The sequence below is a fragment of the Citrobacter sp. Ce119 genome (assembly GCF_030334525.1).
Taxonomy (GTDB): Bacteria; Pseudomonadota; Gammaproteobacteria; order Enterobacterales; family Enterobacteriaceae; genus Citrobacter; species Citrobacter europaeus.
In genome coordinates this window covers 14,119-40,828 of the sequence record NZ_JAOWDR010000056.1, presented here as the reverse complement: position 1 = coordinate 40,828, position 26,710 = coordinate 14,119, and the positions used below count along the sequence as shown (strand labels likewise).

Annotated in this window: 21 protein-coding genes; 4 read left to right on the top strand and 17 right to left on the bottom strand. The window is 54.2% G+C overall.

The features are described from left to right. Positions 1–17 precede the first annotated feature (17 nt). On the bottom strand, positions 18–1,550 hold the full coding sequence (locus OGV80_RS15235) for a SpoVR family protein (protein WP_043016064.1): 1,533 nt from the start codon (positions 1,548–1,550) through the stop codon (positions 18–20). 322 nt (positions 1,551–1,872) lie between these two features. Here OGV80_RS15235 and OGV80_RS15230 point away from each other — a divergent pair, with 322 nt between their 5' ends. Then, a complete protein-coding gene (locus OGV80_RS15230; RefSeq protein WP_286515272.1) occupies positions 1,873–3,171 on the top strand; it encodes a D-amino acid dehydrogenase in 1,299 nt (432 codons plus the stop codon). 12 nt (positions 3,172–3,183) lie between these two features. Next, positions 3,184–4,254 (top strand): catabolic alanine racemase DadX, encoded by a 1,071-nt coding sequence (gene dadX / locus OGV80_RS15225; RefSeq protein ID WP_286515270.1) that lies wholly within the window; start codon positions 3,184–3,186, stop codon positions 4,252–4,254. Positions 4,255–4,347: 93 nt separating this feature from the next. Here the strand turns inward: dadX and OGV80_RS15220 are convergent, their stop codons facing one another. Both OGV80_RS15220 and ldcA read right to left on the bottom strand, forming a co-directional pair. Beyond that, the gene (locus tag OGV80_RS15220; protein WP_047410620.1) at positions 4,348–6,081 is read right to left on the bottom strand and encodes a potassium/proton antiporter; all 1,734 of its coding nucleotides are present in this window, start codon (positions 6,079–6,081) and stop codon (positions 4,348–4,350) included. Between the two features lie 97 nt (positions 6,082–6,178). Then, positions 6,179–7,093, bottom strand: coding sequence for a muramoyltetrapeptide carboxypeptidase (gene ldcA / locus OGV80_RS15215; protein ID WP_087052770.1), 915 nt, complete (start codon positions 7,091–7,093; stop codon positions 6,179–6,181). 98 nt (positions 7,094–7,191) lie between these two features. Here ldcA and emtA point away from each other — a divergent pair, with 98 nt between their 5' ends. Beyond that, on the top strand, positions 7,192–7,803 hold the full coding sequence (gene emtA, locus OGV80_RS15210) for a membrane-bound lytic murein transglycosylase EmtA (protein WP_016153365.1): 612 nt from the start codon (positions 7,192–7,194) through the stop codon (positions 7,801–7,803). A gap of 11 nt (positions 7,804–7,814) precedes the next feature. On the opposite strand, the gene ycgR is transcribed toward emtA, so the two are convergent. Beyond that, a complete protein-coding gene (ycgR, locus tag OGV80_RS15205; protein ID WP_043016069.1) occupies positions 7,815–8,549 on the bottom strand; it encodes a flagellar brake protein YcgR in 735 nt (244 codons plus the stop codon). Positions 8,550–8,750: 201 nt separating this feature from the next. Here ycgR and OGV80_RS15200 point away from each other — a divergent pair, with 201 nt between their 5' ends. Continuing rightward, positions 8,751–9,005 (top strand): GlsB/YeaQ/YmgE family stress response membrane protein, encoded by a 255-nt coding sequence (locus tag OGV80_RS15200; RefSeq protein WP_003020908.1) that lies wholly within the window; start codon positions 8,751–8,753, stop codon positions 9,003–9,005. A gap of 780 nt (positions 9,006–9,785) precedes the next feature. On the opposite strand, the gene OGV80_RS15195 is transcribed toward OGV80_RS15200, so the two are convergent. The 13 genes from OGV80_RS15195 to OGV80_RS15135 all read right to left on the bottom strand — a co-directional run bounded on the left by OGV80_RS15195 (position 9,786) and on the right by OGV80_RS15135 (position 26,668). Beyond that, positions 9,786–11,756 (bottom strand): TonB-dependent receptor plug domain-containing protein, encoded by a 1,971-nt coding sequence (locus OGV80_RS15195; RefSeq protein WP_087052771.1) that lies wholly within the window; start codon positions 11,754–11,756, stop codon positions 9,786–9,788. Between the two features lie 22 nt (positions 11,757–11,778). After that, positions 11,779–12,636 carry a ModD protein gene (gene modD / locus OGV80_RS15190; protein WP_087052772.1) on the bottom strand — a complete coding sequence of 286 codons (858 nt, stop codon included), beginning with the start codon at positions 12,634–12,636 and terminating at the stop codon, positions 11,779–11,781. Next, the gene (locus OGV80_RS15185) at positions 12,633–13,445 is read right to left on the bottom strand and encodes a class I SAM-dependent methyltransferase (protein WP_087052773.1); all 813 of its coding nucleotides are present in this window, start codon (positions 13,443–13,445) and stop codon (positions 12,633–12,635) included. Before OGV80_RS15185 ends, modD begins: the two co-directional genes overlap by 4 nt. A 9-nt stretch (positions 13,446–13,454) precedes the next feature. Beyond that, entirely contained in the window at positions 13,455–14,216 is a 762-nt protein-coding gene (locus OGV80_RS15180) for an ABC transporter ATP-binding protein (protein ID WP_087052774.1), read from the bottom strand. Beyond that, positions 14,213–15,172, bottom strand: a complete 960-nt coding sequence (locus OGV80_RS15175; RefSeq protein WP_370867277.1) for a FecCD family ABC transporter permease — start codon at positions 15,170–15,172, stop codon at positions 14,213–14,215. Before OGV80_RS15175 ends, OGV80_RS15180 begins: the two co-directional genes overlap by 4 nt. Positions 15,173–15,198: 26 nt before the next feature. Next, on the bottom strand, positions 15,199–16,221 hold the full coding sequence (locus tag OGV80_RS15170) for an ABC transporter substrate-binding protein (protein ID WP_087052776.1): 1,023 nt from the start codon (positions 16,219–16,221) through the stop codon (positions 15,199–15,201). 208 nt (positions 16,222–16,429) lie between these two features. Continuing rightward, on the bottom strand, positions 16,430–18,148 hold the full coding sequence (locus OGV80_RS15165; protein WP_286515264.1) for an alpha,alpha-trehalase: 1,719 nt from the start codon (positions 18,146–18,148) through the stop codon (positions 16,430–16,432). Between the two features lie 172 nt (positions 18,149–18,320). Beyond that, positions 18,321–19,751 carry a dihydroxyacetone kinase phosphoryl donor subunit DhaM gene (gene dhaM / locus OGV80_RS15160; RefSeq protein ID WP_286515263.1) on the bottom strand — a complete coding sequence of 477 codons (1,431 nt, stop codon included), beginning with the start codon at positions 19,749–19,751 and terminating at the stop codon, positions 18,321–18,323. 10 nt (positions 19,752–19,761) lie between these two features. Further along, positions 19,762–20,394 (bottom strand): dihydroxyacetone kinase subunit DhaL, encoded by a 633-nt coding sequence (gene dhaL, locus OGV80_RS15155; protein WP_043016078.1) that lies wholly within the window; start codon positions 20,392–20,394, stop codon positions 19,762–19,764. A gap of 11 nt (positions 20,395–20,405) precedes the next feature. Continuing rightward, entirely contained in the window at positions 20,406–21,476 is a 1,071-nt protein-coding gene (dhaK, locus tag OGV80_RS15150; RefSeq protein ID WP_047410647.1) for a dihydroxyacetone kinase subunit DhaK, read from the bottom strand. 327 nt (positions 21,477–21,803) lie between these two features. Then, positions 21,804–23,078 (bottom strand): Glu/Leu/Phe/Val family dehydrogenase, encoded by a 1,275-nt coding sequence (locus tag OGV80_RS15145; RefSeq protein WP_043016080.1) that lies wholly within the window; start codon positions 23,076–23,078, stop codon positions 21,804–21,806. A 322-nt stretch (positions 23,079–23,400) separates the two neighbouring features. Further along, positions 23,401–24,369: a Csu type fimbrial protein gene (locus OGV80_RS15140; protein WP_047410671.1), complete on the bottom strand. Its 969-nt coding sequence runs from the start codon at positions 24,367–24,369 to the stop codon at positions 23,401–23,403. A gap of 13 nt (positions 24,370–24,382) precedes the next feature. Continuing rightward, complete coding sequence (locus OGV80_RS15135) at positions 24,383–26,668, bottom strand: fimbria/pilus outer membrane usher protein (protein ID WP_286515260.1); 2,286 nt, start codon at positions 26,666–26,668, stop codon at positions 24,383–24,385. Positions 26,669–26,710: the final 42 nt, after the last annotated feature.

Sequence of the window (26,710 nt, the reverse complement as noted above, 5' to 3'; positions counted from 1 at the left end):
TTCGAGGGGTTTTGTTTTTACAGACCGTTCATCCTCGGCGGGCAACGCTCCAGCAACTCCACGCTGCCATCTTCATTCTGCTGCTCCAGCATCACGTCAAAACCCCATAGGCGGTGCACATGCTTAAGCACCTCTTTGCGTCCTTTATCCAGCGGAGCGCGGTTATGCGGAATATAGCGCAAGGTGAGCGAGCGATCGCCGCGCAGGTCGACGTTCCAGATTTGAATATTCGGCTCCAGGTTGCTCAGGTTATATTGCGACGACAGCCTGTTGCGGATTTCGCGATACCCTTCCTCATTGTGGATCGCTGAAATCTCCAGATAATTATGACGATCGTCATCCAGTACGGTAAACAAGCGGAAATCACGCATAACCTTCGGTGACAGGAACTGGCTAATGAAGCTCTCATCTTTGAAATCACGCATCGCGAAGTGCAGAGTTTCCAGCCAGTCTGAGCCCGCTATATCCGGGAACCAGTATTTGTCCTCTTCGGTCGGCGACTGACAAATACGTTTGATATCCTGGAACATCGCAAAACCCAGGGCATACGGGTTTATCCCGCTATACCACGGGCTGTTGTACGGCGGCTGGAACACCACGTTGGTATGGCTATGCAAAAACTCCAGCATAAACCGTTCGGTGACTTTACCTTCATCATAAAGGTGGTTCAGGATGGTGTAATGCCAGAAAGTAGCCCAACCTTCGTTCATCACCTGCGTCTGTTTCTGCGGGTAAAAATACTGGCTGACCTTACGCACAATACGCAGGACTTCGCGTTGCCAGGATTCCAGCAGTGGGGCGTTCTTTTCCATGAAGTACAGCAGGTTCTCCTGTGGCTCAGAAGGATAACGCCGGGCTTGTGAAACGGTTTTCTCTTCTTCTTTCTTCGGCAGCGTGCGCCATAACATATTCACCTGACTTTGTAGATACTCTTCACGACTTTTCTGCCGGGCTTTCTCTTCCTGTAGCGAGATTTTTTGTGGACGCTTGTAGCGGTCCACGCCGTAGTTCATCAGCGCGTGACAGGAGTCGAGAAGCTTTTCGACTTCATCCACGCCATAACGCTCTTCACACTGGGTAATATAGTTTCGCGCGAAGATCAGGTAATCGACGATGGAACTGGCATCCGTCCAGCTACGGAACAGGTAGTTGTTTTTGAAGAAGGAGTTATGTCCGTAGCAGGCATGCGCCATCACCAGCGCCTGCATGGTGATGGTGTTCTCCTCCATCAGATACGCGATACACGGATTGGAGTTGATAACGATCTCATAGGCCAGCCCCTGCTGACCATGCTTATACAAGCGCTCGGTTTCGATAAACTTTTTACCAAACGACCAGTGCGGATAGTTGATTGGCATCCCGACGCTGGAGTAAGCGTCCATCATCTGTTCGGAGGTGATTACCTCGATTTGGTGCGGGTAGGTATCCAGTTTGTAGAGTTTCGCCACGCGGTCTATTTCCGCCAGATAGACATCCAGCAGATCAAACGTCCAGTCGGGTCCATCGCTTAACCGTGTGCTGTCCTTGTTCATGGAATCAATCGTAGCCATTCGCGCACCCTCATTGTTGGCGGCACTCTCTGTCTGGAGTACCTCATTTCAAGCATAGATCATGGTGTTAAAAAACGTGCTGCGGCTGAAATTTTTTCTTTGCGATTTCTCGTTAGCGAGGCGTCGAAAAACGGTATGGTCGCAAAATTTTATGCTGGATAAAAATAACGCACAGCAGGAGATGCCAAAGCAGAGAGTTCCCCGCTGTCACCGCTATATGTGAGATAAGTCACCATAAAAAAGCCATATGTTGAATAATATTTTCAACTGAGTTATCAAGATGTAATTAGATGATTGTTCTTTTACTGTTAACGGAGTGGCTATGCGAGTTGTCATACTGGGAAGTGGTGTCGTTGGCGTGACCAGCGCCTGGTACTTAAGTCAGGCTGGACACGATGTCACCGTCATTGATCGTGAGCCCGGTCCGGCACTGGAAACCAGTGCGGCGAACGCGGGGCAAATCTCTCCAGGTTATGCAGCACCATGGGCGGCGCCAGGTGTACCGCTGAAGGCAATTAAATGGATGTTTCAGCGCCATGCTCCGCTGGCCGTGCGCCTCGACGGGACCCAGTTCCAGTTGAAATGGATGTGGCAAATGCTGCGCAACTGCGACACCAGCCATTACATGGAAAACAAAGGACGCATGGTGCGTCTGGCGGAATACAGCCGTGATTGCCTGAAAGCGCTGCGCGCTTCTACCGGTATTGAGTACGAAGGGCGCCAGGGCGGAACCCTGCAACTTTTCCGTACCGCTCAACAGTATGAGAACGCCACCCGCGACATCGCCGTGCTCGAAGACGCTGGCGTACCCTATCAGTTGCTGGAAGCAAGCCGCCTGGCTGAAGTCGAGCCAGCGCTGGCGGAAGTGGCGCACAAGCTGACCGGCGGTCTGCGTTTACCGAATGATGAAACGGGTGACTGTCAGCTGTTTACCCAGCGTCTGGCGCTGATGGCGGAGCAGGATGGCGTTAAGTTTCGTTTTAATACGCCGGTCGATAAGCTGCTGAGCGATGGTGAGCAGATTTACGGCGTTCAGTGCGGCGAAGAGATAGTCAAAGCAGATGCCTATGTAATGGCGTTTGGCTCGTACTCTACGGCGATGCTGAAAGGCATCGTTGATATTCCGGTCTATCCGCTCAAAGGCTATTCGTTGACCATTCCGGTGGCGCAAGATGACGGCGCGCCGGTTTCTACTATCCTTGATGAGACTTACAAAATCGCCATTACACGCTTTGATAACCGTATTCGTGTGGGCGGCATGGCGGAAATTGTCGGCTTCAATACGGAATTGCTACAACCTCGTCGTGAAACGCTGGAGATGGTTGTACGCGATCTCTTCCCGCGTGGTGGTCATGTGGAACAGGCAACTTTCTGGACCGGGCTTCGCCCGATGACTCCGGACGGTACACCGGTGGTTGGGCGAACCCAGTTTAAGAATTTACTACTCAACACCGGCCACGGTACGCTGGGCTGGACTATGGCCTGCGGCTCGGGTCAGTTGCTGAGCGACATTCTTTCTGGCCGCACACCAGCCATTCCTTACGACGATCTGAGCGTGGCGCGCTACAGCCCGGGGTTTACTCCATCTCGCCCACGGCATTTACATGGCGCACATAACTGATAAGGACGTGAGATGACTCGCCCGATACTGGCCAGCATTGACCTGCAGGCGTTGAAACAAAACCTGAGCATCACCCGCCAGGCCGCGCCGGACGCTCGCGTCTGGTCGGTGGTGAAAGCCAATGCGTACGGACACGGCATTGAACGCGTCTGGAATGCGCTGGGCACAACCGACGGTTTTGCCATGCTCAATCTTGAAGAAGCGATAACCCTGCGCGAGCGCGGATGGAAAGGCCCGATACTCATGCTGGAGGGTTTTTTCCACGCCGAAGATTTAACGGTGTATGACAAATATCGTCTGACCACCTGTGTACACAGTAACTGGCAGCTAAAAGCGTTGCAGAATGCGCGCCTCAACGCGCCGCTGGATGTTTACCTGAAGGTGAACAGCGGCATGAACCGGCTGGGTTTCTTACCGGACAGAGTTTCTACGGTCTGGCAACAGCTGCGGGCGATGCCCAACGTTGGTGAAATGACGCTGATGTCACACTTTGCCGATGCGGAGCACCCGGAAGGTATCCGGGAGGCCATGACGCGTATTGCGCAGGCGACAGAAGGGCTGGAGTGCAGACGCTCGCTGTCCAATTCGGCCGCCACGTTGTGGCACCCTGAAGCACATTATGACTGGGTTCGTCCGGGTATTATCTTGTATGGCGCATCGCCGTCGGGACAATGGCAGGACATCGCCAATACCGGCCTCAAACCGGTGATGACCCTGAGCAGCGAGATAATCGGCGTACAAACGCTGAAAGCCGGAGACCGGGTGGGTTACGGAGGACGCTACACCGCTAGCGGCGAGCAGCGTATTGGCATTGTAGCGACCGGCTATGCAGACGGTTATCCGCGCCATGCGCCAGGCGGAACACCGGTGCTGGTGGATGGCGTACGTACCACTACGGTGGGAACAGTCTCAATGGATATGCTGGCGGTAGACCTGACGCCGTGTCCGCAGGCGGGGATAGGGACGCCGGTAGAGCTGTGGGGCAAAGAGATTAAAATTGACGATGTAGCCAGCGCCGCGGGTACGGTGGGTTACGAATTGATGTGTTCTCTGGCGCTGCGCGTGCCGGTGGTGACAGTGTAACTTTTGTAGGGCTGCCTGATAGCGATGCGCTTATCAGGCCTCATTTTGTAGGCCGGGTACGGCGCAGCCGCTACCCGGCAAAAAATATCCGCGTTACTCATCCTCATCTTCAGCAACGCGAACACCGACCTTCAGTACCGCATTATCTTCTTTCTCGGCAACCGTCCAGATCATGCCAGCGAATTCAACCTGGTCACCGACGACCGGCGCGGCGCCAAGCAGATGCTGGACAATATCCCCCAGCGTTTGCTGCTTATCACGATACTCTGTGCCATCATCCAGGCCATAAATCAGCGCCACATCGGCATATTTTGCGCTGGCTTCAAGAATAAAGTCACCGAAGAAGCGCTGGTCCAACGACACCGGCGGGGACTGGCTGAACAGCTTGCCGAGAGCAGGGAGATCGCGCTCGCGGCCAATAACACACAATACATCGCCTTCGCGCAGGCGCGTACTGCCGGAGGGGTGAAATAGCACGTTGTCACGAAACAGGGCGGCAATTCGCGTTTCTTCCGGCATATGCAGGTCGCGCAGCGCGGCGCCCACACACCACTTATCCGCGCTGAGCTGATAAACAAACTGCTCCCAGGGATTATCCGGATGAATATCCAGACCAATGCGCGACACGGGCCAGCCGACGGGAGGGACCACCACTTTGGCTTTTTTAGCGGCCCACGAAAGCGACGTTCCCTGAAACAGCAGCGAGATCAGAACCACGAAGAATGCGACGTTAAAGAACAGGCGCGCGTTTTCCAGACCTGCCATCATTGGGAAGACGGCGAGGATGATCGGAACTGCGCCGCGCAGACCCACCCAACTGATGAAAATGCGCTCGCGCAGATTGAAGCCTCGAAATGGCAGCAGTCCGGCGAACACCGAAAGCGGGCGGGCAATAAATATCATCCACGCAGACAAAATTAACGCAGGGATTGCGATAGGCAGCAGGTCAGACGGTGTAACCAGCAGTCCGAGCACCAGGAACATGGCGATTTGCGCCAGCCAGGCCAGACCGTCGAAGTTTTGCAAAATACCAAACCTGTTGCGGATGGGGCGATTACCCAGCAGGAAACCACACAGATAAACGGCCAGAATACCGCTGCCTTCCAGCGCAGTGGTCAGGGCAAAGATCAGGATCCCTCCGCTTAACGCCAGTAGCGGATAAAGCCCGGCAGGCAGCGAAATACGGTTAATCATTTGCTGGAGCAAGTAGCCGCCGCCGAGTCCCAGCATGATGCCTAAGCCAAACTGCTGGATAATATGCACCGCAAACATCCAGCTTAAACCGGTCTCGTGATTTTGGATCATGGCGATAAGCGTGATGGTCAAAAAAACCGCCATCGGATCATTACTACCGGATTCAATTTCCAGCGTAGAGCCAACACGTTCGTTAAGACCCTTACCGCCAAGCAGGGAAAAGACCGCCGCGGCGTCGGTTGAACCCACAATCGCGCCAATCAGCAGCCCTTCGATAAGATCCAGATGGAACAGCCACGCGGCCATCATGCCAGTGAGTCCGGAGGTAATCAGCACCCCGACGGTTGCCAACGATAGCGCCGGGCCTAAAGCGACGCGAAAAGAGCTGGCCTGGGTGCGCATCCCGCCGTCGAGGAGGATAACCGCCAGCGCCAGGTTACTCACCATGTAGGCAAAAGGGTAATTATCGAAAGGAATACCGCCCACGCCGTCGACGCCCGCTAACATACCGATAGCGAGAAATATCACCAGAATAGGGATACCAAGACGTGATGAAAATGAACTGAGTAAGATACTGCAGGTGACGAGAACGGAACCCAAAATAAAAAGGCTGATAATTGCTGCGGCATCCAACGTTCGGTTACTCCTGAATTACGCTGTTTCGTATTAATAAACCCTAACATATTAACGACAGAAACAGCGTTTTACTTAGCCCTCTTAACCGCTTTTTTTACGATTTTAATACCGGATGCCCACTAATAGTGAGCTGAGTGCCGTTTTTATCGTTTTTCAGCATCGCTCTGGCTCCCAAAGGCAGGGTGACAGTGCGTTGTTCATGGCCAAAATCAAGGCCGTCGATCAACGGAACCGACAGCCTGGCGCGCAGAAAATCACAAACTGAATCAAGATTGTAACCTGCGTCGTAATCATTAGGCGCGCTGCCGCTAAAACTGCCGAGGATAATGGCGTTTTGCTGGGCCAGTATTCCCGCGTGATACAGTTGCAGCAGCATGCGCTCAATGCGAAACGGATGCTCGTTAATATCTTCCAGCACCAAAACGCCGTTTTTGATAGCCGGCATCCACGGCGTACCCATCAGCGAAATAAGCATCGCCAGGTTTCCGCCCCATAGCGTCCCTTCTGTCGCACACGCCGGGCCGTTACCCTGCCATTCGAGGGTGAATTGGGCATTGCGCAGAGCCTGCCAGAAATGGTGCTCGGTGAATGCGTTCATCTCCTCGGCGCCGAAGTTAGCCGCCAGCATCGGGCCGCTGAAGCTAATCACATTCCCCTGCGCCAGCAGACCACACTGGATCGCCGTAAAATCGCTGTGCCCGCACAGCAGCAGCGGGTTGTGTTGCTGGCGGTCCGCCAGCGCCTGCCAGTCAATATCTTCCAGTAAACGGCTCGCGCCATAGCCGCCGCGTACCGCCATCACAATGGTATCGGGCGTTTTCAGATTTACCAGCGAGTTCACATCAGCCAGACGCTCTGCTTCTGTACCCGCAAAACGCTGGCTGCGGCGCGCAATAACCGCTGAATTGTCGACCTGATGACCGGCCTCAGTAAGACGCGCAAGCCCGCGTAAGGCGGCCTGCTGGTTGATACAGTAGCCCGACGGGGCAATTAAGTGAAACCGGGACATGGCATTTCCTTGCTACAACTAAAACCAAATGTATATCATGCCGCGTAGGTATGTCGTTGTCACCTCAGCGACAGGTTCCGGCTATAAGGATAGATGACGTGAAATTGAGATGGTTTGCTTTTTTGGTTGTATTACTTGCGGGCTGTAGTTCAAAACAGGATTACAAAAATCCGCCGTGGAATGCTGAAGTTCCGGTTAAACGCGCAATGCAATGGATGCCGATTAGCGAAAAAGCCGGTGCGGCCTGGGGTGTCAGTCCACAATTGATTACCGCTATCATCGCTATTGAATCAGGCGGTAACCCGAATGCGGTCAGTAAGTCTAATGCGATCGGCCTGATGCAGTTAAAAGCCTCTACTTCAGGACGCGATGTTTATCGTCGTATGGGATGGAGCGGAGAACCGTCGACCAGCGAATTGAAAAATCCTGAGCGCAATATCTCGATGGGGGCCGCCTACCTGAGCATTCTGGAGACCGGGCCGCTGGCCGGGATCGAAGATCCGCAGGTGATGCAATATGCGCTGGTGGTATCGTACGCCAACGGCGCGGGGGCACTGCTGCGAACGTTCTCTTCCGACAGGAAGAAAGCCATCAATAAGATCAACGATCTCAGTCCGGATGAATTTATTGAACATGTTGCGGACAATCATCCGGCGCCGCAGGCTCCGCGCTATATCTGGAAGCTTCAGCAAGCGCTGGATGTAATGTAATTCAGGTGATGTTAATCGCGCACTTTGTTCGATTTTTCCCTGGCTTCGCGCTCAAGGGAAAAAATAATCCGCTGTAAGTTCCGCTCCACCGCCGGGCCGACGTTGAGAAAACGAAAGCTCAGGCGGGGAGTGGTAATGGTTTCGTTTTTACTGTCGATAACTTTGCGTTCGCTAATGGAAATAAGCTGAGCGTCAACGTTATACACCCCCCATTGCTCCATGTTCAGTTCAACCTGCGAGAAGCGCATGCCTTCCACCAGCCCCTCTGGTTTCGGCGTTTCTAACAGCCCGCCCATACCGCCAAGCGACAAATCGAATAAGCGAAAACAGAGTGTGCTGTTGTCCGGCATTTTTACCGTACAACGATAGGGAGGATGCAGCGGAGCGCCGATGCGGAAATATTCCCGACGCTGGACGAACCACAGGGACGGTGGTAACGATGAGATAAATGCGGGTAGTCGCTGGTATTCGCCTTTTTTCAGCTGTGGCAGGGTGAACTCCACTTTGGCTCCCTGCGTTTCGGCGATAATTGTTATCTGGCTGGCACGCTGCACGGCCTGGTTTTCGTATTCCTGACTGCCAAAATCCATGATCAGTTCGTCTGGGTTGACCGCCAATATTTTGCTGATGAACTGGCCACCCGCCCAGGAGATACGCAGCGGAACCTGCTGCGAATTTAAGTCCCGGAGTACGCCTAACACCGCTAACGGATTTTGCTTCAGGAACTGCTCATTGTAGTTACTCACACCTAATGACTCCTGGATGCCTGGTTTATCGTTGGATTATCGGCATCAATCAACGGAACTTAATACAAATGGATGAAATTTTTTACCAACGCCAATGAATTAAGTCTGCGTGAAAACAGCACTTAGCGATGGTTTGCCTATACTTTAAAGGCTGGCGCAGGAATGTCTTGCGCGTGCGTTCACTGGAAAGAGGGCCTGAAAATGGGAATTATTGCCTGGATTATTTTTGGTCTGATTGCGGGGGTTATCGCCAAACTGATTATGCCGGGGCGCGATGGCGGTGGATTTATCCTGACCTGTATTCTGGGTGTTGTCGGTGCTGTGGTCGGTGGATGGCTGGCAACGATGTTTGGTATCGGCGGCGATGTCAGCGGGTTTAATCTCCACAGCTTCCTGGTGGCCGTGGTCGGCGCGATTGTCGTGCTGGGTGTCTTCCGGCTTGTACGACGAGATTAATCGAACGGCCCCCGAGCGGTAATGCCGTTCAGTTAAGCATGTAAGGTGAACATGTGATTCTTGCTCAGGGTTCCGTTCACCTTAACGGTGTCATTTCTCTGAACCGCAGACACCCGTGAACGTGCAAGGGAGGCTCGCCGCCACTTCCCTTGCATCCCAGGCTCCCGGCGGGAAAATCGTCGCTGCGCGAGCTATTCGTCTTATTCCGTCTGCCTGTTGGGTCGGGGCCGAGCCTACGTCCATGCAGTCCGTCCCCTCTGTCCGCATCCTTGCGGACAGACCCGGTCAGCCGTCAACGCCTCATCGATTTTCAGCCGGATACGGGTCATCGCTTCAACTCTCTGACTTTCAGTTAAATCTCTTTTGCTGTTCAGACATAATCAGATAAAAATACAGGTGGTCAGGTGTGGTTGGTCCGGCTGAAAATTGCCGACGTGTTTCCGTAAGGCAGGGAGAACCCGCATGGATGCGGGGTCAGGGCGCGCTTTGCATGGATGCTACCTCGCGCCCGGCCCGATAGCCTGAAGGAATAAGCGGAGGGAACCACGAAGTGGCAATTTTCCTGCCGGGAGCCGGGATTGTAAAGGGCGTGGCGAAGAACGCCCTTTACACGTTCACAGGAATCGGCGTTTCAGAGAAACTATGGATATGAGGTGAACGGAACCCTTTATCTGAGAGTGCATATTCATAACTTCTACCCACACAGGCGATACTTTCTGAAACTAAGGCGTTAACTGAACAGCATTACTCCGAGTGGGGCCGTTTCTCTGCATCGCTATATCAGAATTGATACTCAATCCCCGCCCAGTAATTGCGGCCTTCTTCAATAAATCCTTCACTATAAACGTACTGCGTATCGAACAGATTATTGACCGAAGCGTTAACGCTGAACCCGTGACCGATAGCGTAGTCAGCGCGTAAATGGGTAATGGCGAAACCCGCGGCTTTCTGCGAGCCGTCGCTATTGCTATAGCTCGACGAACGGGCTTCTTCAGACAGCGTAATGCTCAGCGGATCCCACGGTTTCAGCGTCATCCAGGCGGTCAGGGTTTGCGTCGGCAAATCGGTTATTTTGCCGATGTCGCTGCGTTTGACGTCTGCATGGATAAGGCCATAGCTCAGCCCGACGTCCAGCATATCAAAGACCTTACCTTTAACACCGGCATCAAGGCCGGTGTAATCCACCCGACCACTGTTCTGATTCTGGATAGTGTCGGCATCAATGTTGTGCGACAGAATCGCGTCGCTGATGCGGTTGTAATAGACGCTGGCTTCAAAGCCCCAGTTCTGGCTAAGTGAACCATTCCAGGTCAGGTCTACGCTGCGGGCGCGTTCCGGTTTCAACTGCGGATTGACCAGCGCCACCTGGTTATAAGCCGGTTTTGAGGTCGTGTAGCGCTCTTTCAACGTTGGGAAGCGCGTTCTGTCAGAGTAGGACAGCGCCAGTGTGTCTGAATTTTCAAAGTGGTATTTGGTCATCACCTGCCAGTTAAAGGCCGACTGATTGTTGTCATCGTAGTGAGTGACGCTGCCGTTTTTCTCGTGTTTCATACCTTCCAGACTGTCGCGCCAGTCATAGCTTATTCCCGCCACCACATCGACATTGTCCGCGGCTGCCCACTGGTATTCACTGGCAACAGACCAGGTACGGTCTTCGTAACGGTCGTAAGCCGCATTCGGCGCCCCTTTCTCGCGGTGAACATCATCCTTCCAGTTTACGGCGAAAGAGAGCAGATCGTTTTCACGCATATCCGCAGCGAGCTGCAGGCCAGCCCCATCGCTGTAGTCCGAATAATGGCTATAGCTGCCTTTCTTATTTTTCAGATCGGCAAGCGAGTTATACATCATCAGCGTATTTTCAAAAGTATCGCGATACAGACGGCTTTTCAGGGTAAAACGGTCGCCCAGATGGGTAGTTCCCTGATAGTAATAGCTCTCTTTATCGTACTGCGGCCATTGCCAGTAGCGTGATTTCTGACTGCTGGTTCCGGCGTACGGTGGGTTATCTTTTTCACCGTCCTGATTAATATAGGTCAGCACATACTCATCATCGCCGCGAGGGGTAAAGCCCAGCTTCACGATGCCGCGTTTATCATCGGCGGAGGAGTTGGCAATCTTGCCGTGACTGCCCGCAACCGGATTGTCCACGCCGTGCGGTAAGCCAAGGAAATCCTGCTTCAGCTGGCTGCCGCTGAGCTGGATGTAACCCAGATCGTTACTGGCTCCAAATGAAGCGTGCATATCGTGGGCGTTGTCTTTGCTACGACTCCAGCCCTGACGATAACCAATGCTGCCTTCAATTGGTTTGGTGGGCTTTTTGGTGGTGATATTAATGGCGCCGCCCATCTGGTTAGGCCCTTGTAGCAGAGACGAGTAGCCTTTGGAGACTTCAACCGAAGCGATATCGGATGTCAGGAAACGGCCTAAATCGAGGTTGCCGTCATAGGGGATGTACACCGGCACACCGTCAAAAAAGACGGGAACCTGACGGCTGTCAAACCCGCGCACCTTTACCTGCTGCTCATTACGGTTGCCTGATTTTTGCAGCACTACGCCGGGGACGACGCTCAGCGCCTGCGCCACGTTTTGTTTATCCAGCTGTTGGATCGTTTCCTGGCCGAGAACCGTAGTGGTTGCCGCAGAGGCCGGGCTTGACCAGACGGTCATGGTTTCGCTTTCCAGCCCAGCAAAAGCACTATGCGCGAAAGCAAACGACAGGGCTGTGTAAAGACAACTTTTGTTGAAATTCATTCTTTTAGTCCATTTATAAATGTTATATGCCACGTGTGTCCGGGCTCAGGCTAACTTTGATATCCGCAGGCGGAGCGTAGTAAGGCGCGGAAGTGATGAAAAGTCTGATGCCACAGTCGAGATAACTCGCCAGCGAGGCGAGGGTAATGCCGCCAGTCAGCGCCAGCGTGCAATGGGGGGCCAGAGAAGGGGCCAGACGGACAATTTCTGTTGCCTGCTCAGGGGTAAATTTGTCGAGTTGCAGAACATCGGGGGCGGCACGTAGCGCGGCTAATGCTTCAGCTGGCGTATCCGCTTCGACGACGATCTTTTTTTCTGGCGCATGGCTGCGTAAGCGCGCAATCGCGCCTGTCCAGTCGTTTGAGTTGGTAAGAAAACGGCGGTGATTAGCGAACAGCAGTAGCGTCTCGGCGCATCCTCCGCGATGGATAATGCCCCCGGCGGCGAGTATTGCCTGAGTCGCCAACAAACGCGTGCCGGGGATGGCTTTGCGGGTGCAGGCAATCTGCCCATCAGGATAGCGTTGGCGTAGTTGGCTCAACATACTCTCAAGATAGCCCGAAACCCCGCAGCTCCACTCCAGGACATTTTGTACCGCTTTCCAACCCTGGTGCAGCGCTGCCGCATTTCCGTGCGCGCGAATCAATTGCTGTCCGGCGCTGACCTGTTCACCATCGGCCACCCCGTCGCTGACGGTTAAACCTAATGAGGTGAGCATTTGTCTGGCAACGGCGGTGCCGCTAACGCATCCGCCCTGGCGATGGTAAAACGTCATAACACCAGGTTGCGCGCCGATACCCAGCGCGCGGGTGGTCAGATCCCCGCCCTGGATATCTTCCAGCAGCAGCGCGTCGGTTTGCGCCTGCGAAAAGTAGATCATCTCAGCGCCTCCTGCGGAACGCTGTCCCACCAGATAAGCGCCCAGTCACGACTGGCGGGGGCAATCGCGCGAGGATCCTGCTGCTGATACCAGGCTTCCAGACGTTCGATCTCGTCGGCGCTCAGGTCCCCCATACTCCAGCGCACGTTTTCGAGAAAACGTGTCCAGGTGCTGTTGTCCTGCTGGCAGTTGGGTCCGCGGATAAAATCAACGTGCGCGTGGATCCCCATCTGATACAGGACATTAAGCGCATAGATATAGTTGGGAAGCTCAATCACTTCGCGGCCCAGCGCACGTTGAATGGTGGGAGAAACGAAAGATGAACTGACGAGATGAGTGGTATAAACCCGCAGCCGGGCCTGATTATTCAGTTTGGTCATCGCCTGGCGCATATCGGCAACCAGCGTGGAGCGCGAGGCGACGGCGATATCGCACTGGGGTAAATCATCCCAGTGCTCTTCCCAGGCCCGCTGCACCCACTGTACGTGATGGGCATTCATTTGTACGGCGCGGCGGGCAGCTACGCTCAGCATTCCCTGACTGTAATCTACGCCGTAAATTATTGGCATCTTTTTAGCCAGCGCCAGCGAGACCGTACCGGGCCCGCAGCCCATATCAAACAGCGACTCTGCGCCTTTCAGGTCGATCTTCCCCAACAGCTGCAGCAGATAGCTGTCGGTTAATGAGGCGCAATTCTCCGCCATTTTTTCCGCACGTTTATCCCAGTGCTCCGGCTTTTTCTCGGTTCTGTTCGCCAGTTGTAACTGTTTACGGTAAAGATCGGCAAAATCAATGTCGTCAATGAGCATTCTTATCCCTTAATTATGTGAGCCAAAGAGGTGGTGAGCAATTTGTGACGGTGTAACGCGATACAATTCAGCCAGACGATCGGCGGCGAGCTGGTATTCAGGACGTCCCTGCGACACTTCACCGTCTGGCTCGACGCGTACCACGCTGTCGGCGATTGCCCGGGCATGCAGCGGGTGATGGGTCGACATCAGCAGGGCCATACCCGAATTTTTCAGCGTCACCAACGTGTCGAGCAGGCGGATTTGATGCCCAAAATCCAGGCTGGAAGCAGGTTCATCCAGCAATAAAAGGCGCGGACGTTGCGCCAACGCGCGGGCAATTAACACCAACTGCCGCTCTCCGCCGCTCAGTGTGTTCCAGCGTCGAGACGCCAGGTGAGAGATCCCCAGCATCGCCAGCTGTTGATGGGCAATTTCATGTTCTTTAGCCCCGGGAACCGCAAATGCCGCCAGTTGCGGGGCCAGTCCCATCATCACCATGTCCAGCGCGCTGAAGGCAAATGCGCCGTCATGCGCCTGAGGAACCCAGGCGATGGCCGCGGCGCGTTGCCGATCGTTGAGATGATTCACCGCGATGCCATCAAGAAGAATGTCACCGTGAAGCGGCGGAAGAACCCCGAGAATGGTGCGCATCAGGGTCGTTTTTCCACTGCCGTTGGCGCCAATCAGACAACAGACGGAGCCGGGCGAAACCTGAAATGAGACATCGCGTAACACGGGCTGTTGACTGTGGTACCCCAGCGACGCGTGGCGCACGATTAATAGCGTCATGACCGGTTTCCCCGCAGCAAAAGCAGCAAAAAGAACGGCGCCCCAATAAATGCAGTCAGGATCCCCAGCGGAATTTCCGTGCTGCTCAGCGTACGGGCGAGGGTATCGGTAAGCAGCAGCAAAATGGCGCCGATCCCCATGGACACGGGGAGCAACTGCTGATGGTTATTGCCACTGATGAGTCTGCCAATGTGCGGCACAACCAGTCCAATCCAGCCGATGATGCCCGCGATGGCGACGGTACAGGCGGTAATTAACGTTGCGCAGACGATCAGTCCCAGTCGCAATCGGGAGACGTTGATCCCAAGCGATCGTGCTTCATCATCCGACAGGGTGAGCAGGTTCATGCGCCAGCGCAGCAGCAATAGCGGGACCAGTCCTGCGAAGATCAGCGGTGCCGAGAACCACAGATCGTGCGAAGTGATCGTCGATAAACCGCCAAGCAGCCAGAAGGTGATAGACGGGAGTTGGGTATACGGGTCGGCCAGCGTTTTGATGAGTGAAATCCCCGCGCCACATACCGTACCCAGCGCAATCCCGACCAGAACCAGCGTTAAAACCGGGTCGTGGCGCTTGACTCGCCGGGTAATCAACCAGACACCGGCGACCACGAATAAACCGCCCGTGAACGCATACAGTTGAATAAACAGGATCGGTAATCCGAACAGGATTGCCGTACAGGCACCTAAACCGGCACCCGCCGCCACGCCGAGGATATCCGGCGAGACTAGCGGGTTGCGGAACATGCCCTGATAGGTGGTTCCTGCGCCTGCCAGCGCCGCGCCAAGCAGCAATGCAGCCAGAATGCGCGGCAGACGGATTTGCCAGAAGACGATTTTGTCCTGCATCGGGACGCTATCTGTACCGGCAATAAGATTCACGACCTGCTGTGCATCCAGGCGATAAGCACCAGAGACCGCGGCGACGCTCGCGCAAAGCACCACCGCAGCAATCATCAGAAAACCGAGGGTAGATGTTTTCATCAGACAGCCACCAGACGTTGATACTGTGCATCGCTTAGCGTGGTATGCCAGAAGAGTTCGCTGTAGCGCTGCATATCGGCTTTAAAGCTCGCGTTAACCTGCGGATCAAGCCAGGCGTGCAGGCGGCGTAATCCCAGTAAACGGTTGATGCCAGGAGGCGCATCCAGCCAGCCAAACGGTAGACCGCTGAGAAACAGAATGCGTTGGTTGGCAACCGCTTTAACCCCTTGCCAGACCGGATCTTCCCTCAGGTACTGCGCCGTCACCGCATCCTGCACCAGAATAATATCGGGCTGCCAGCTCAGCAGATTTTCCATTGAAACCTGCGTGAGTCCCTGTCGCCCAGGGATTTGCGCCACATTGTGTAAGCCCAGCAGTTCTGCCGCTTCGGTATGCAGTGAACCTTGTAACCCTGTCTCAAGCCCTCTGGCGCCGCGCGCGGCATAAAAACGCAGCTTTGCTCCGGAAGAGTGGGAAAACGCGAGTGCTTCATCAATAAACCGACGAGCCAGTCTGGCCTGAGCTCTGGCCCGCGAGTCGACTCCCAGTGCTTCACCGGCGGCGAGTAACTGTTCCGGGGTACGTCGCAGCTCACCGTTAATCAACAGCCAGGGAATTTGCGTTTGCGCGCTCACCTGTCTGGCCTGAGAAAGCCAGGTTTCATCGGCATTGCCGCAGTCAACAACCAGGTCGGGTTTAAGCGCCAGTAACGCTTCAAGTGAGAGGGTACTGGCGCGCCCTGCCAGCCTGCCCAGTTTCGGCAATGCCCGAATATCATCATGGAACGGGATGGCGGTCTGGCGAGATAAATCAAAGGAGGAAAGCCCTACCAGTTTTTCCGGCGCAACGGCCAGCAGCAGCATGTCGGCGGGCGCCCCCGCGCTGACCACGCGTTGGGTTATATTCGGCCCTGGCGTGCCTCCAACGGCAACGGTTAGCGGCGTTTGCGCCAATGCGGGAAGATGGCGTAGCAGCAGTGCAGATGCCACAAGCTGGGCAAACATCCGTCTTGTCAGTGCCATTATCGGTATCCTGAAGGTTACAAATTCGCTATATATTTACATATACAGCGAATAAAAACATGTTCAGAATCAAATTCTCACGGATGAAAACCCCGGATACCCCATAAGGGCTAGGGGGCATAGAGACAGCTTAAATGGCGGAAAATAAGACAGAAAAAATCCGCGGCATAGCGCGGATTCAGGGCGTAAAACGGCTCAGGTAATGACCTTAAGGCGTCGGTTGAGTCTGTTTTTTAGGTTCGGCAGGGGGAGTACTGGCACTTGCTGGGGTTGGTCGTGATGCGGGTACGCTGTCACAGGGTTTATCTTTGGCGCAAATCAGGTCGAGCATTTTCAGCGTTACGCCATTGGTCCAGCCGAAACCATCCTGCAACGGATATTCACCGCCACCACCGCCTGTGCCTGTGGTGCTCACGTCATACTTCTCAACCAGCTTTTTCTCGCGATCGTAGGTGTGCTGAACATTGGTGAGGAATCGCCAGGTTACGTCCATGGCGACGTTATCCTGACCGTAATTCTGTAACCCGGATGCTGCGACCCACTGGAGCGGGGCCCAGCCGTTGGGTGCATCCCACTGCTGGCCGCTTTTCACCGATGTAGTAGCCAGACCGCCAGGTTGCAACAGGTGCGCCTGGGTTGCCGTGGCGACTTTACCGGCGCGATCTTTAGCCGCCGCATTAACATACAGCGGGAACAGGGCGGCGGCAGTCAGTTGGTTGCGTACTTTGTGGCTCTTCAGATCGTAATCGGCATACCAGCCTTCTTTATCGTTCCACAGGTGTTTTTCGATCCCTTTTTGTCGGGCATTGGCCAAATCTTCATATTGAGCAGCTTTGGCGTCATCACCGGCGGCTTTGCTGGCGAGGGCGATCATCTTTTCCATTTTGAACATCAGCGCATTGAGATCGACCGGAACGATGCTGGTGGTGCGCAGGGTGCCAAGCTGATTGGGGTTATCCATCCAGCGGGAACTAAAGTCCCAACCAGACGCGGCGGCAGAGCGCAGATCGCGGTAGATTTCGGTGGAAGGTCGGTTCGGGTTGCTTTTGGCAGTGGCGATATCTTCCACCCAGGACTCTGGCCTAGGCGTATCGCGGTCATCCCAGTAGCGGTTCAAAATGGTGCCGTCATCCAGTTTAACCACGCGCTTATTTTGCTGACCGGGCTGGAGCGTTTCGACGCCTTCCATCCAGTAGCTGTACTCTTTGAGCATCTGCGGGAGGTATTTTTTCAACGCGTCATTCCCGTCGTGCTGCGCCAGCAGTTCAACCATAAAGGCAAAGAACGGCGGCTGAGAACGGCTCAGATAATAGGTACGGTTACCGTTAGGAATATGTCCCCAGGAATCAATCTCGTAAGCGAAGTTTGCCACCATGTCGGAGACCTTATCCCAGTGATTGCTCTCGGCAAGCCCCAGCATGGTGAAATAGCTGTCCCAATAATAGATTTCGCGAAAACGCCCGCCCGGCACCACATACGGCTCCGGGAGCGGCAACAGCGAGTCCCATTTTTCTGCGTCGGTTGTCGAACGAGTGAGTACCGGCCACAGTCCGTCAATATGTTCGCGTAATGATTGCCCTGCCGGGGGGATGTATTTCTCGCCTTCTTTCGGCAAGGTGAAATTTACTTGCACAAAATGGCGTAGGTCGAATCCGGACTGATTTTTCTGCATCCGGTAATCGGCAAGGATCATTAATGGATCGCTGTTGGGCACCGCGTCTACAAAGGTTTTCTGGTCAGGAAACAGTTTGGCCGTTTGTACATCGTTAAACAGAGGACCAAGCAGAATATCAGGCGGTTGAGGCGTAGCGGCTGGCGCGTCCTCGGCGTTGGCGGCAAAAGAGGAAAGGGCAAAAAAGGTGCTTGCGAGCGTCAGTTTTATCGCAACAGAGAGCAGGCCAGGATGGCGAGTTGCTGGCGTTATCATCGGTTAATCTCCTTAGCGGTGTGCCGAAGTAGCGGCATTTACCATGAGAAAACCTTAGTTCAGGATCGGCCGTTGCGCGTGATCGGCTCCCCATTTTGCGAATAAACAGACATTTCCCGACGCGATTAGAAACGATGCACGCCCTTTATCGGGAAAGGGCGTGCAAATGGCCTCAGCCCGCGAGGTTTATCCGCTTCGCCACGCCGTCAAGGGTCAGAGTGTCACCCATCTTGATGCTATCGACAGCATCACCCTGCTGGCACAGCCAGCACAGACCCATTGCGCGGGCGATAATCGCCGGGTGGGACGCCTCGCTGCCGTCCCGCAGACAGACGCCTTTGATGGCCTTCGGATCCAGTTGCAGCACCGTAGACGGATAAATGACATCAGCGACCAGAATAGTGGGGCGGATGAACGCGGGAATTTGCTCGGTCTCTCCCGTCAAATGCTGAAGAGAACGAGATAATAAATCTTCAATATCGATGTACCGCGCCTGCAGGTAGGGATCGTCGAGCTGTAAATACTGCTGGCTGAGTTCGCTTAACACCTGATGCCATGCCCAGGCGGCGCTGCACTGCTTTTCACTCATTACGCCGCAGGCCATATCAAACAGTTCAGGATCGTCTAACAACGTGTGATGACCGGAGAAAATCGCGGCGATATCGGCGGAATATTTCTCTTCGGCAAGTGCGGTTAAAGCATTTAAGTCATTCAGCGTGCTTTGAATGGCGGCCCGTAATTGCTGCTGCTCAGTCTGCAATGATGCTGCAGGCTGCAGGCTTACCTGTGGTGAGTACGGCGTGTAACAAAATGCCGTCCCCGTTGCCAGTGAGGGGACGTGAGTCGCTACGTTATCAGCATGTACGGGCTCAAGCGATTCACCGAAATTCTCAGCCGCCAGCTGTTTAAATGCGGCCAACGCATCCTCAGCCTGTTCACCCTTGGCAATCAGGCGCAGCGTGTCGTTACAACGCACCTGCAGCAGAGCTATTTGGTTCAGGCTATCTGGGACCACGCACTTGCCATTTTTCTCCAGCCACATGTCGGCGTTAAAGCCAGACAGTGTGGAAACCAGCCGTGAAGCGGGACGAACGTGGATGCCGTTGGGGTTTTTCACCACAATGGCAACTGAATGAGCATTTGCATCCGGCGCAAATTCAGCCGATGTCGGTTTTGCGGTGGATGACGAAGGTAAACCCAGTTGCTCACATTTGGCGTCAAGGGCGTTCATGGCGTCACGGATGACCCGCTCGACGTCAGCGCCCGCGGCGGCGCTAACCGTCGCGGCTAACGTGCCTTCAACCAGCGGCGCGGCACACAGCCGCACTCTGGCGGCAATGTTAGGGTCGAGCAGTTCCAGCGCGGTTTCCGCACTCAGTAACGCACTACCGATATCCATCATCACCAGCACGTGATCCGTATCGGCCACGGACTCGATGGCTTCCATCACCTTAATCGGATCGGTGCCAATCGGATTTTCAGGATCGTCAATGCCTGCGGCAATGGCGATTTTGCAACCATCACCCATTAACATCTGCCGGGCCAGCGCGCCGACGCCTTCGCCCAGTTGGGCGCTGTGAGAAACAATAACCAGGTTTACCATCGCTTTATCCTTACTCTCTGGACGCCTGAGCCAGCATTTGCATCATAAACATTACGGACGTTGCGCCAGGATCCTGATGCCCAATGCTGCGCTCACCAAGATAGCTGGCACGGCCTTTACGGGCCTGCATGGTGATGGTGCTTTGCGCTGCGGCTTCCGCTTGCTGGCTTGCCGCTTCCAGCGCCGCCTGTACGCTCAGTTTCTGTTCGCAGGACTGGCGTAAAGATTCCACAACCGGCAGCCAGACATCGCACATGGTTTTGTCGCCAGGTTCAGCCTTCCCACGGCTAACTACACCTTCTGCGCCATCACGAATCATTTGATACAGCTCTTCAAGCGTCAGGCTTTGATGAGCCTGAGTCACCTGGGCGGCGCGGATAAAAAAGGTGCCAAACAGCGGGCCACTGGCTCCGCCGACGCTTGAGAGCAGCACCATACCGGTGTTTTTCAAAATAAAACCGATGTCTTTATCGGCGATGGACGGCAGCTTTTCGACTACTTTGCTAAATCCGCGGTGCATGTTCAGACCGTGGTCGGCATCGCCGATCTCCCGGTCAAGTCCGGTGAGAAAATCACTTTCGGTGGTGAAGATCTCACCGCAACGATAGAGCCAGTTAACAATTTGCGTTCTGTTGAGGGACATCATGAATCTCCTTATTTACCCCAGTTGAGAGCAGGGGTGTGAACCGGCGCATCCCATAAGCTCAGCGTTTCGTCATCCACCTGTAACAGGGTGATTGAGAAGCCGGTCATATCCAAAGAGGTACAGTAAGAGCCGATCAGGTTGCGCTCAATGATGATGCCTGCATCCTGGCAACGGCTTTCGAGGCGGTTATACACGCCGAACAGTTCTGACAGCGGCGTCGCGCCGAGATTATTAACCAGCGCAATGACGCGATCGCCGCTTTGCAACGCTCGTTTGCTTTCTTTACCTTCCTGCCACGCGCCCTGGACGTTGTCCCAGTGGCGCAGCGTACGGCTGTAGTTGCCGTTTTCAAGTAGAGTATCGAACATTTCATCAACGGTCTGATCGAGAGAGGAGAAGGCGCGGCGGTCTATGCCTGGTTCCCCGTGGATACCTACGCCAAACTCCATTTCGTTATCCTGCAACGTGAACGAAGGTTGTCCGGCGGCCGGAACGGTACAGGCGCCAATGGCTATGCCAATGGAGTGGCCCTGGTTGTTCAGCTTACGACCCAGCGCCGCACAGGCTTCCAGTGAGTCACCGCGTTCGGCGGCCGCGCCGACCAGTTTTTCGATCAATACGGTATTGGCCACACCACGTCGCCCAGCGGTATACAGACTGTCTTTCACCGCTACGTCGTCATCTACCACCATGGTGGTGACTTTGACACCGCTTTCGTGCAGCAGCTCGGTAGCGGTTTCGAAATTAAGAATGTCGCCGGTGTAATTTTTGATTATCAGCAGCACGCCTTCGCCGCCATCAATTTGCATAGCGCATTCGAACATTTTATCCGGCGTGGGTGAGGTAAAAATCTCACCCGGACAGGCGCCAGAGAGCATGCCCTGACCAATGAAGCCGCAATGCATAGGCTCGTGTCCGCTGCCGCCGCCGGAAAGTAGCGCCACTTTGCCCATCACCGGCGCATCTGCGCGGGTGACATACACGGGGTCCTGATGCAGTGCCAGGGAGGGGTAAGCTTTCGCCAGTCCGGCGAGTTGTTCATTCAGTACGTCTTCAACACGGTTGATCAATTTTTTCATTATTTATGCTCCGCAGACAGTCCTGGATGGCTGCCAGCTTCGGGCAGGCATCTGATGTAGGGTATCGGTTTGTACAACGTCACGGCGACCGCTCGCTGCCGATAAGGTAATTTTGCACATGGGTTTATAAAAGAAAATTGTTGCGCGAAGCGTTTCATTACGAAACGTCACCACCAACTATTGTTCCATATTGAAACGTGATGATGCGAAAATCAGCGAAAATGAGATGTTGGGCAGTGTTAGGTGGAAGAACAGTTACACGCCAGATTTTGCTGAAAAAAAACCACCTGCGAGGCAGGTGGTTTATGCACAGGAAAAGATCCAGCCTTAGCCCGGATAAATTCCGCGATCTTTTCGTGCCAGCAGAATGCGTTCACAGGCAACAATGTAGGCAGCGGTACGCAGGGAGCAGGATTTCTCTGCTGCTTTTTCCCACACATGCACCATCGCATCGGTCATGATTTTGTCCATGCGATTGTTGATCTCTTCTTCGCTCCAGAAGAAGCTTGCCATGTCCTGAACCCATTCGAAGTAGCTGACGGTTACGCCGCCGGCGTTACAAACAACGTCAGGAACAACGACGATACCGCGGCTGGCCAGAACGTCGTCGGCGTCCGGATAGGTCGGTCCGTTGGCACCTTCGAGTACCAGTTTACAGGTCAGCGTTTCCGCGCGGTGACGGGTGATCTGGCCTTCGAGTGCGGCCGGGATCAGAATATCCATCTCCAGGCTCCAGAAGGCTTCGCTGGCGATGGTCTCAGCGCCCGGGAAACCGGCAATCTGCTTGTGCTCTAACTGCCAGGCAGACAACGCGGCCATATCAATACCCGTTGAGTTAAACAGCGTTGCGGTGTGATCCTGAATCGCGACTACACGCGCACCCGCTGCGGCGAACAAGCGGGCGGCTTCGCTGCCGACGTTACCGAAACCTTGTACCGCCACGCGAGCGCCTTCAACTTCAATGTTCGCACGACGAGCGACTTCCAGACCGCTGACGAAAACGCCGCGACCGGTGGCTTTATCACGGCCTAACGAGCCGCCGAGGTGAATAGGTTTACCGGTGACCACGCTGGTCACGGTGGTGCCGTGGTTCATGGAGTAGGTATCCATCATCCAGGCCATGACCTTTCCGTTAGTACCTACATCCGGCGCAGGAATGTCTTTCTGCGGCCCAATGATAATACCAATTTCACTGGTATAACGGCGGGTTAAACGCTCCAGTTCCCCTTCGGACAGCGAGAACGGATCGACGCGCACGCCACCTTTAGCGCCGCCGTACGGCAGGTTTAACGCCGCGCATTTGATGGTCATCCATGCGGACAGGGCCATCACTTCATTAAGATCAACATCAGGATGATAACGCACACCGCCTTTGCCCGGACCGCGGGAGAGGTTATGTTGCACGCGATACCCTTCAAAATGACGGATAGAGCCGTCATCCATCTGCACCGGGATATCGACAATCAGCGCGCGTTTTGGGTGGCGCAGGGTATCCACCCAATGGGAAAGTTCGCCCAGGTAAGGGGCCACACGCTCGATTTGTTGCAGGTAGGTATTCCAGGCAGATGTGCTGCTATCTGAAGCGTAAGATAACTTATCCATGATAAACCTTAGTTATAAAAGTAAGATGTTCTTAATTTGGCCGTGGTATACAGTGAATCTCACCATATAAACTTAAATTTAACATTTTTTTCATGGAACAGCCTGCCTGGCCAACACGACTTATCGGTATGAATAGTGTGGGCTTTGGTTTGAGTGTGAATAGTTATTCTTCGGTTGTGGCGATATCGCGGTTATTTTGCGTTTTGTATGACTTAATATGCGTGAATTGTAAAAATTGTAATTTGTCAGATTTATGACGCACCTCTAAAAGTAAATAATATGATAATAAAATGTGTTTGCTTTATTGCTATTAAGCTGCGCGTCAGTAGGTCACTGCGATGGTGACAGTATCGGCATAGTTGTCTGGTGTGTAGTTCGCGCTGGGAACGGTGGCATAAACCGGGTAGGTTGTGGTTGTCCCCGTACCGTTGCCCGCGACGGTATTGAGTGATGTATTGCCCCAGATCGTGCCGGACGGTCCCGGAGTCGAACTAAGTTGATAGGGGACTTTATCCGTATTTGACCCCGTGCCCGCCATCACGCCGCTGCCTGCCGTATTGCCGTTGGAGGGCTGAAGGCCGATGGTGTAAGGCGTGTTATTGGAACATGCTACGCCCACGGTATTTGACGCCGTAAGGTTACGCCCGGTCGCTCTGGTTGGTGCAAAGCTAATATCGGTTGCAGAGGTGATATTGCACTGCTTGCTGACAGTCGCCGATACGGTGAAAGGAAGCCTGGCGGCAACGGTATCGCCACAGGTGGTCGGCGGGAAAAGTAATCCGGGATTGAGGGTGACGAGGGCTGTCGCCGTCGTATAGCTATCCTGATAGCTTCCGGGGACGGCTGAAGTTTGTGGCGTGACGATCTGCGCTGATACCGTCAGTGAACCCGTTACCGGCGTCAGATTCAGCAGGCTAAGCTGTACCATGGGAAAAGTTGTTCCCGACTGATACTGGCTCCCCCATACCCTGGTGCGCCCGGCATCCTGGTAAAGCTGGTATGCCAGTGTTCTGGCAGGCGTACCGCTTAACGACATATTTCGGGGGGTAACCTGGCCACTGACAGCTGAGGCGCCAATATTAAAACAGAGATTGATCCCAGCCAGCGTGTCGCCAAGTTCTTTGGCGCAGGTGTAATTGAACGTCATTGATGACGTTGCGCCTGTCGCAGACAACGGATTGACTGAACCCAAATTTATGGGCTGCACGTTGCTCACCGAGCAGGTTACCGCATGACCGATCGCCGGGAAAAAGAGAACGGCAGCGATGAGTAACAGATGTCTTAACCTCATGAGCGCACTCCTGTTAGTATGATCGGCAAACCCGTGGGCCTATTTGCACAATCCCTTTTGCTGACGCGGGATAGTCAAATTGCACGCGACAACTGCCGGTGTCCGTATCAACGCGCAGCGTATTGTGCTGCTCCAGCGTGTCGAACCAGGTCATCCCATCAAAACCAACGACAGACGACTGGCCCGTAGTGCTGACGGCGTATGCCATGCTGCCTTCGGGAATTGGTTTACCCTGATTGTCGACGAGGATGACCTGCGCAGCGCGTACGGGAGTGATGCCAAAGCTAACCAGAGTACCGGAACGATCGGCAGGCGTTGCGTTCGTCTCAACGCGTGCAATCCGCATATTGGCGGGGAGATCCATTGGGTCAATACTAATCAGGTTTTTTTGATAACTGTTGAGGGGCGTGACCAGCAGTAGCCCCTGGTCGTCGCTGCGACCAATCAGGTTATTTTGCAATTTGACCGGAACATCAGGTACACCGTCAGTTGATACGACGGCAAAACCATTATTGATTTCTCTTGCTGCAAACAAGCCGCCTCCCATGGCCACCAGCGATCCGGTTGCGCCTGCATAACCATAATGGTTATCGGGTAAACGGCTAAATCCTGCGTACGCTTTACCATAACGCCCCAGATATCCCACTTCGCCCTGGCCACTTTGCCGGGAAGCCTGCTGACTGGCGGCCAGATTCCAGCCCCAGCCGCCGTCGGCAGGAGGCGTCAGGCTGGCGTTGAGCTGGTAGCCGGTTTCATCGTTGGTACGTTGTAGGGCGCTGCTGGCGCTCAGATTGTTGTCGGTAGCGATCGTCACCATCAAATAGAGACTGCGATCGCGGTTATCGTCAATGTTCTGATTGAATCCGGCATTCAGTGAGATGTTGTCTGTAACAGATTTAAACCAGCTGGCGTTGGCGTAGCGCACCGCATTTTCGTGTGGATAACGAAACTGCAGGTAGCTCAGGCTGACATTACCGGCAGCTTCGAATGAATAGCCAATGACTGTGTTGCTGTTAAGCGTCGGTGGCGGCTCACCGTAATGGGTGGCGACATCGCGATAATCGCCGGAAGTTGCTGTGGTACTGGTACTGAAATTAAACCGTTCACCGGACCAACGGTAACCAAAACTGTACAAAAACCCGTTCTTTCCTGAGTCGGTACTTGCGGCAAGTGAGGTCGAAAACGTGCCGCTGCGGGTTCCAGGGATCCAGTCGTTACTGAAGCCCGCGTTAATCAGTCCATCGCTGGTTTCCGTATGAGTCCCGGCGGTGAACGTATTGCTAAACCCGCGGCGCCACGTAGCGCTCAATACCGGTGCGCTGGCATAATCAAAAGAGGAGTAACCATAATTTTCACGTACCGTGCCCAATTCAGCCGACCAGGCAGTTAATCCTTCCCGCAGGAGTTGCTGATCGTTGTAGAACGAGAAATTTTGTACGCTCGTTCTGCCCAGTGCGTCCGTCATCATTACCTGACCCGTTCCCGCGCCGCTGATGTTAGGCATGGTGTTAATCTGAAAACTACCTGCGGGGACTTCTCCGTTGTAGTACCTGACGCCGTCCACGTACAGCTCAACGTTTGACGGCAACGTCGCGGATCCCAGATATGCAGGGAGCGGGGTGGTTGGCTTATAGGGCTGCAAACCAAAATCGGTTCCTATCTGAATACCGCCGATACGCGTCGGTCGGGACCAGATGAGTGAACTTGTCAGGGTATCGCCAACGGTGAGCGCCAACATCGAATCAGGAAATGACGTACGCCAACTGGTGTCGAGGCGCTCAAAGCTGTTATCGGCATATTCCTCGGTGGAGTACTGCGTCAACTGGGTGGTGCTGAGCACGCCGGCAGCATTGAAGGCGCGAAGTTCACTGAAAGTGTTGATTGCACTTTCATCCCCCTGTTGGGTATAGATATCATAATTGAGCAGCGCCCCGCGTGATGTTGTCGCCGTTGGCGCGGTTTCGGTGGGCGAGTTAAGCTGCGTGGTCGCAAGATCGAGTGAACTGAGTGGCACAGTAAGCGAGAGCGTTTGCAATTGAACGTTGTAGTCAATGGTTAGCTGGGGGATATCATTCAGGCAGACGGCGTTAGTGGCATCTGGAGCAAAGCGGAACCCCATTTTACGCAGGGTATCTGCTCCCGCATAAAGCTTTCCATTATCGTAGCCAAAATGTACCAGCCCAACGGGATTCCCATTTAAGGTGACGTCGAGATACAAATCGACCCCCATAATCTGCGAAGTGCTATTAATAACACTATTTTCGTTCTGGTTATTATTCAGCGTTTGTGCGCAAACCATTCCCGAAATTAATACTCCATTGAGAAAGCAATATTTCACCAG

Coding starts and splice junctions, on each gene's coding strand:
- OGV80_RS15235 (WP_043016064.1), bottom strand. CDS start 1,550: ATGGCTACGATTGATTCCATGAACAAGGACAGCACACGGTTAAGCGAT.
- OGV80_RS15230 (WP_286515272.1), top strand. CDS start 1,873: ATGCGAGTTGTCATACTGGGAAGTGGTGTCGTTGGCGTGACCAGCGCC.
- dadX (WP_286515270.1), top strand. CDS start 3,184: ATGACTCGCCCGATACTGGCCAGCATTGACCTGCAGGCGTTGAAACAA.
- ldcA (WP_087052770.1), bottom strand. CDS start 7,093: ATGTCCCGGTTTCACTTAATTGCCCCGTCGGGCTACTGTATCAACCAG.
- OGV80_RS15200 (WP_003020908.1), top strand. CDS start 8,751: ATGGGAATTATTGCCTGGATTATTTTTGGTCTGATTGCGGGGGTTATC.
- OGV80_RS15195 (WP_087052771.1), bottom strand. CDS start 11,756: ATGAATTTCAACAAAAGTTGTCTTTACACAGCCCTGTCGTTTGCTTTC.
- modD (WP_087052772.1), bottom strand. CDS start 12,636: ATGATCTACTTTTCGCAGGCGCAAACCGACGCGCTGCTGCTGGAAGAT.
- OGV80_RS15185 (WP_087052773.1), bottom strand. CDS start 13,445: ATGCTCATTGACGACATTGATTTTGCCGATCTTTACCGTAAACAGTTA.
- OGV80_RS15180 (WP_087052774.1), bottom strand. CDS start 14,216: ATGACGCTATTAATCGTGCGCCACGCGTCGCTGGGGTACCACAGTCAA.
- OGV80_RS15175 (WP_370867277.1), bottom strand. CDS start 15,172: ATGATTGCTGCGGTGGTGCTTTGCGCGAGCGTCGCCGCGGTCTCTGGT.
- OGV80_RS15170 (WP_087052776.1), bottom strand. CDS start 16,221: ATGGCACTGACAAGACGGATGTTTGCCCAGCTTGTGGCATCTGCACTG.
- OGV80_RS15165 (WP_286515264.1), bottom strand. CDS start 18,148: ATGATAACGCCAGCAACTCGCCATCCTGGCCTGCTCTCTGTTGCGATA.
- dhaM (WP_286515263.1), bottom strand. CDS start 19,751: ATGGTAAACCTGGTTATTGTTTCTCACAGCGCCCAACTGGGCGAAGGC.
- dhaL (WP_043016078.1), bottom strand. CDS start 20,394: ATGTCCCTCAACAGAACGCAAATTGTTAACTGGCTCTATCGTTGCGGT.
- dhaK (WP_047410647.1), bottom strand. CDS start 21,476: ATGAAAAAATTGATCAACCGTGTTGAAGACGTACTGAATGAACAACTC.
- OGV80_RS15145 (WP_043016080.1), bottom strand. CDS start 23,078: ATGGATAAGTTATCTTACGCTTCAGATAGCAGCACATCTGCCTGGAAT.
- OGV80_RS15140 (WP_047410671.1), bottom strand. CDS start 24,369: ATGAGGTTAAGACATCTGTTACTCATCGCTGCCGTTCTCTTTTTCCCG.
- OGV80_RS15135 (WP_286515260.1), bottom strand. CDS start 26,668: ATGGTTTGCGCACAAACGCTGAATAATAACCAGAACGAAAATAGTGTT.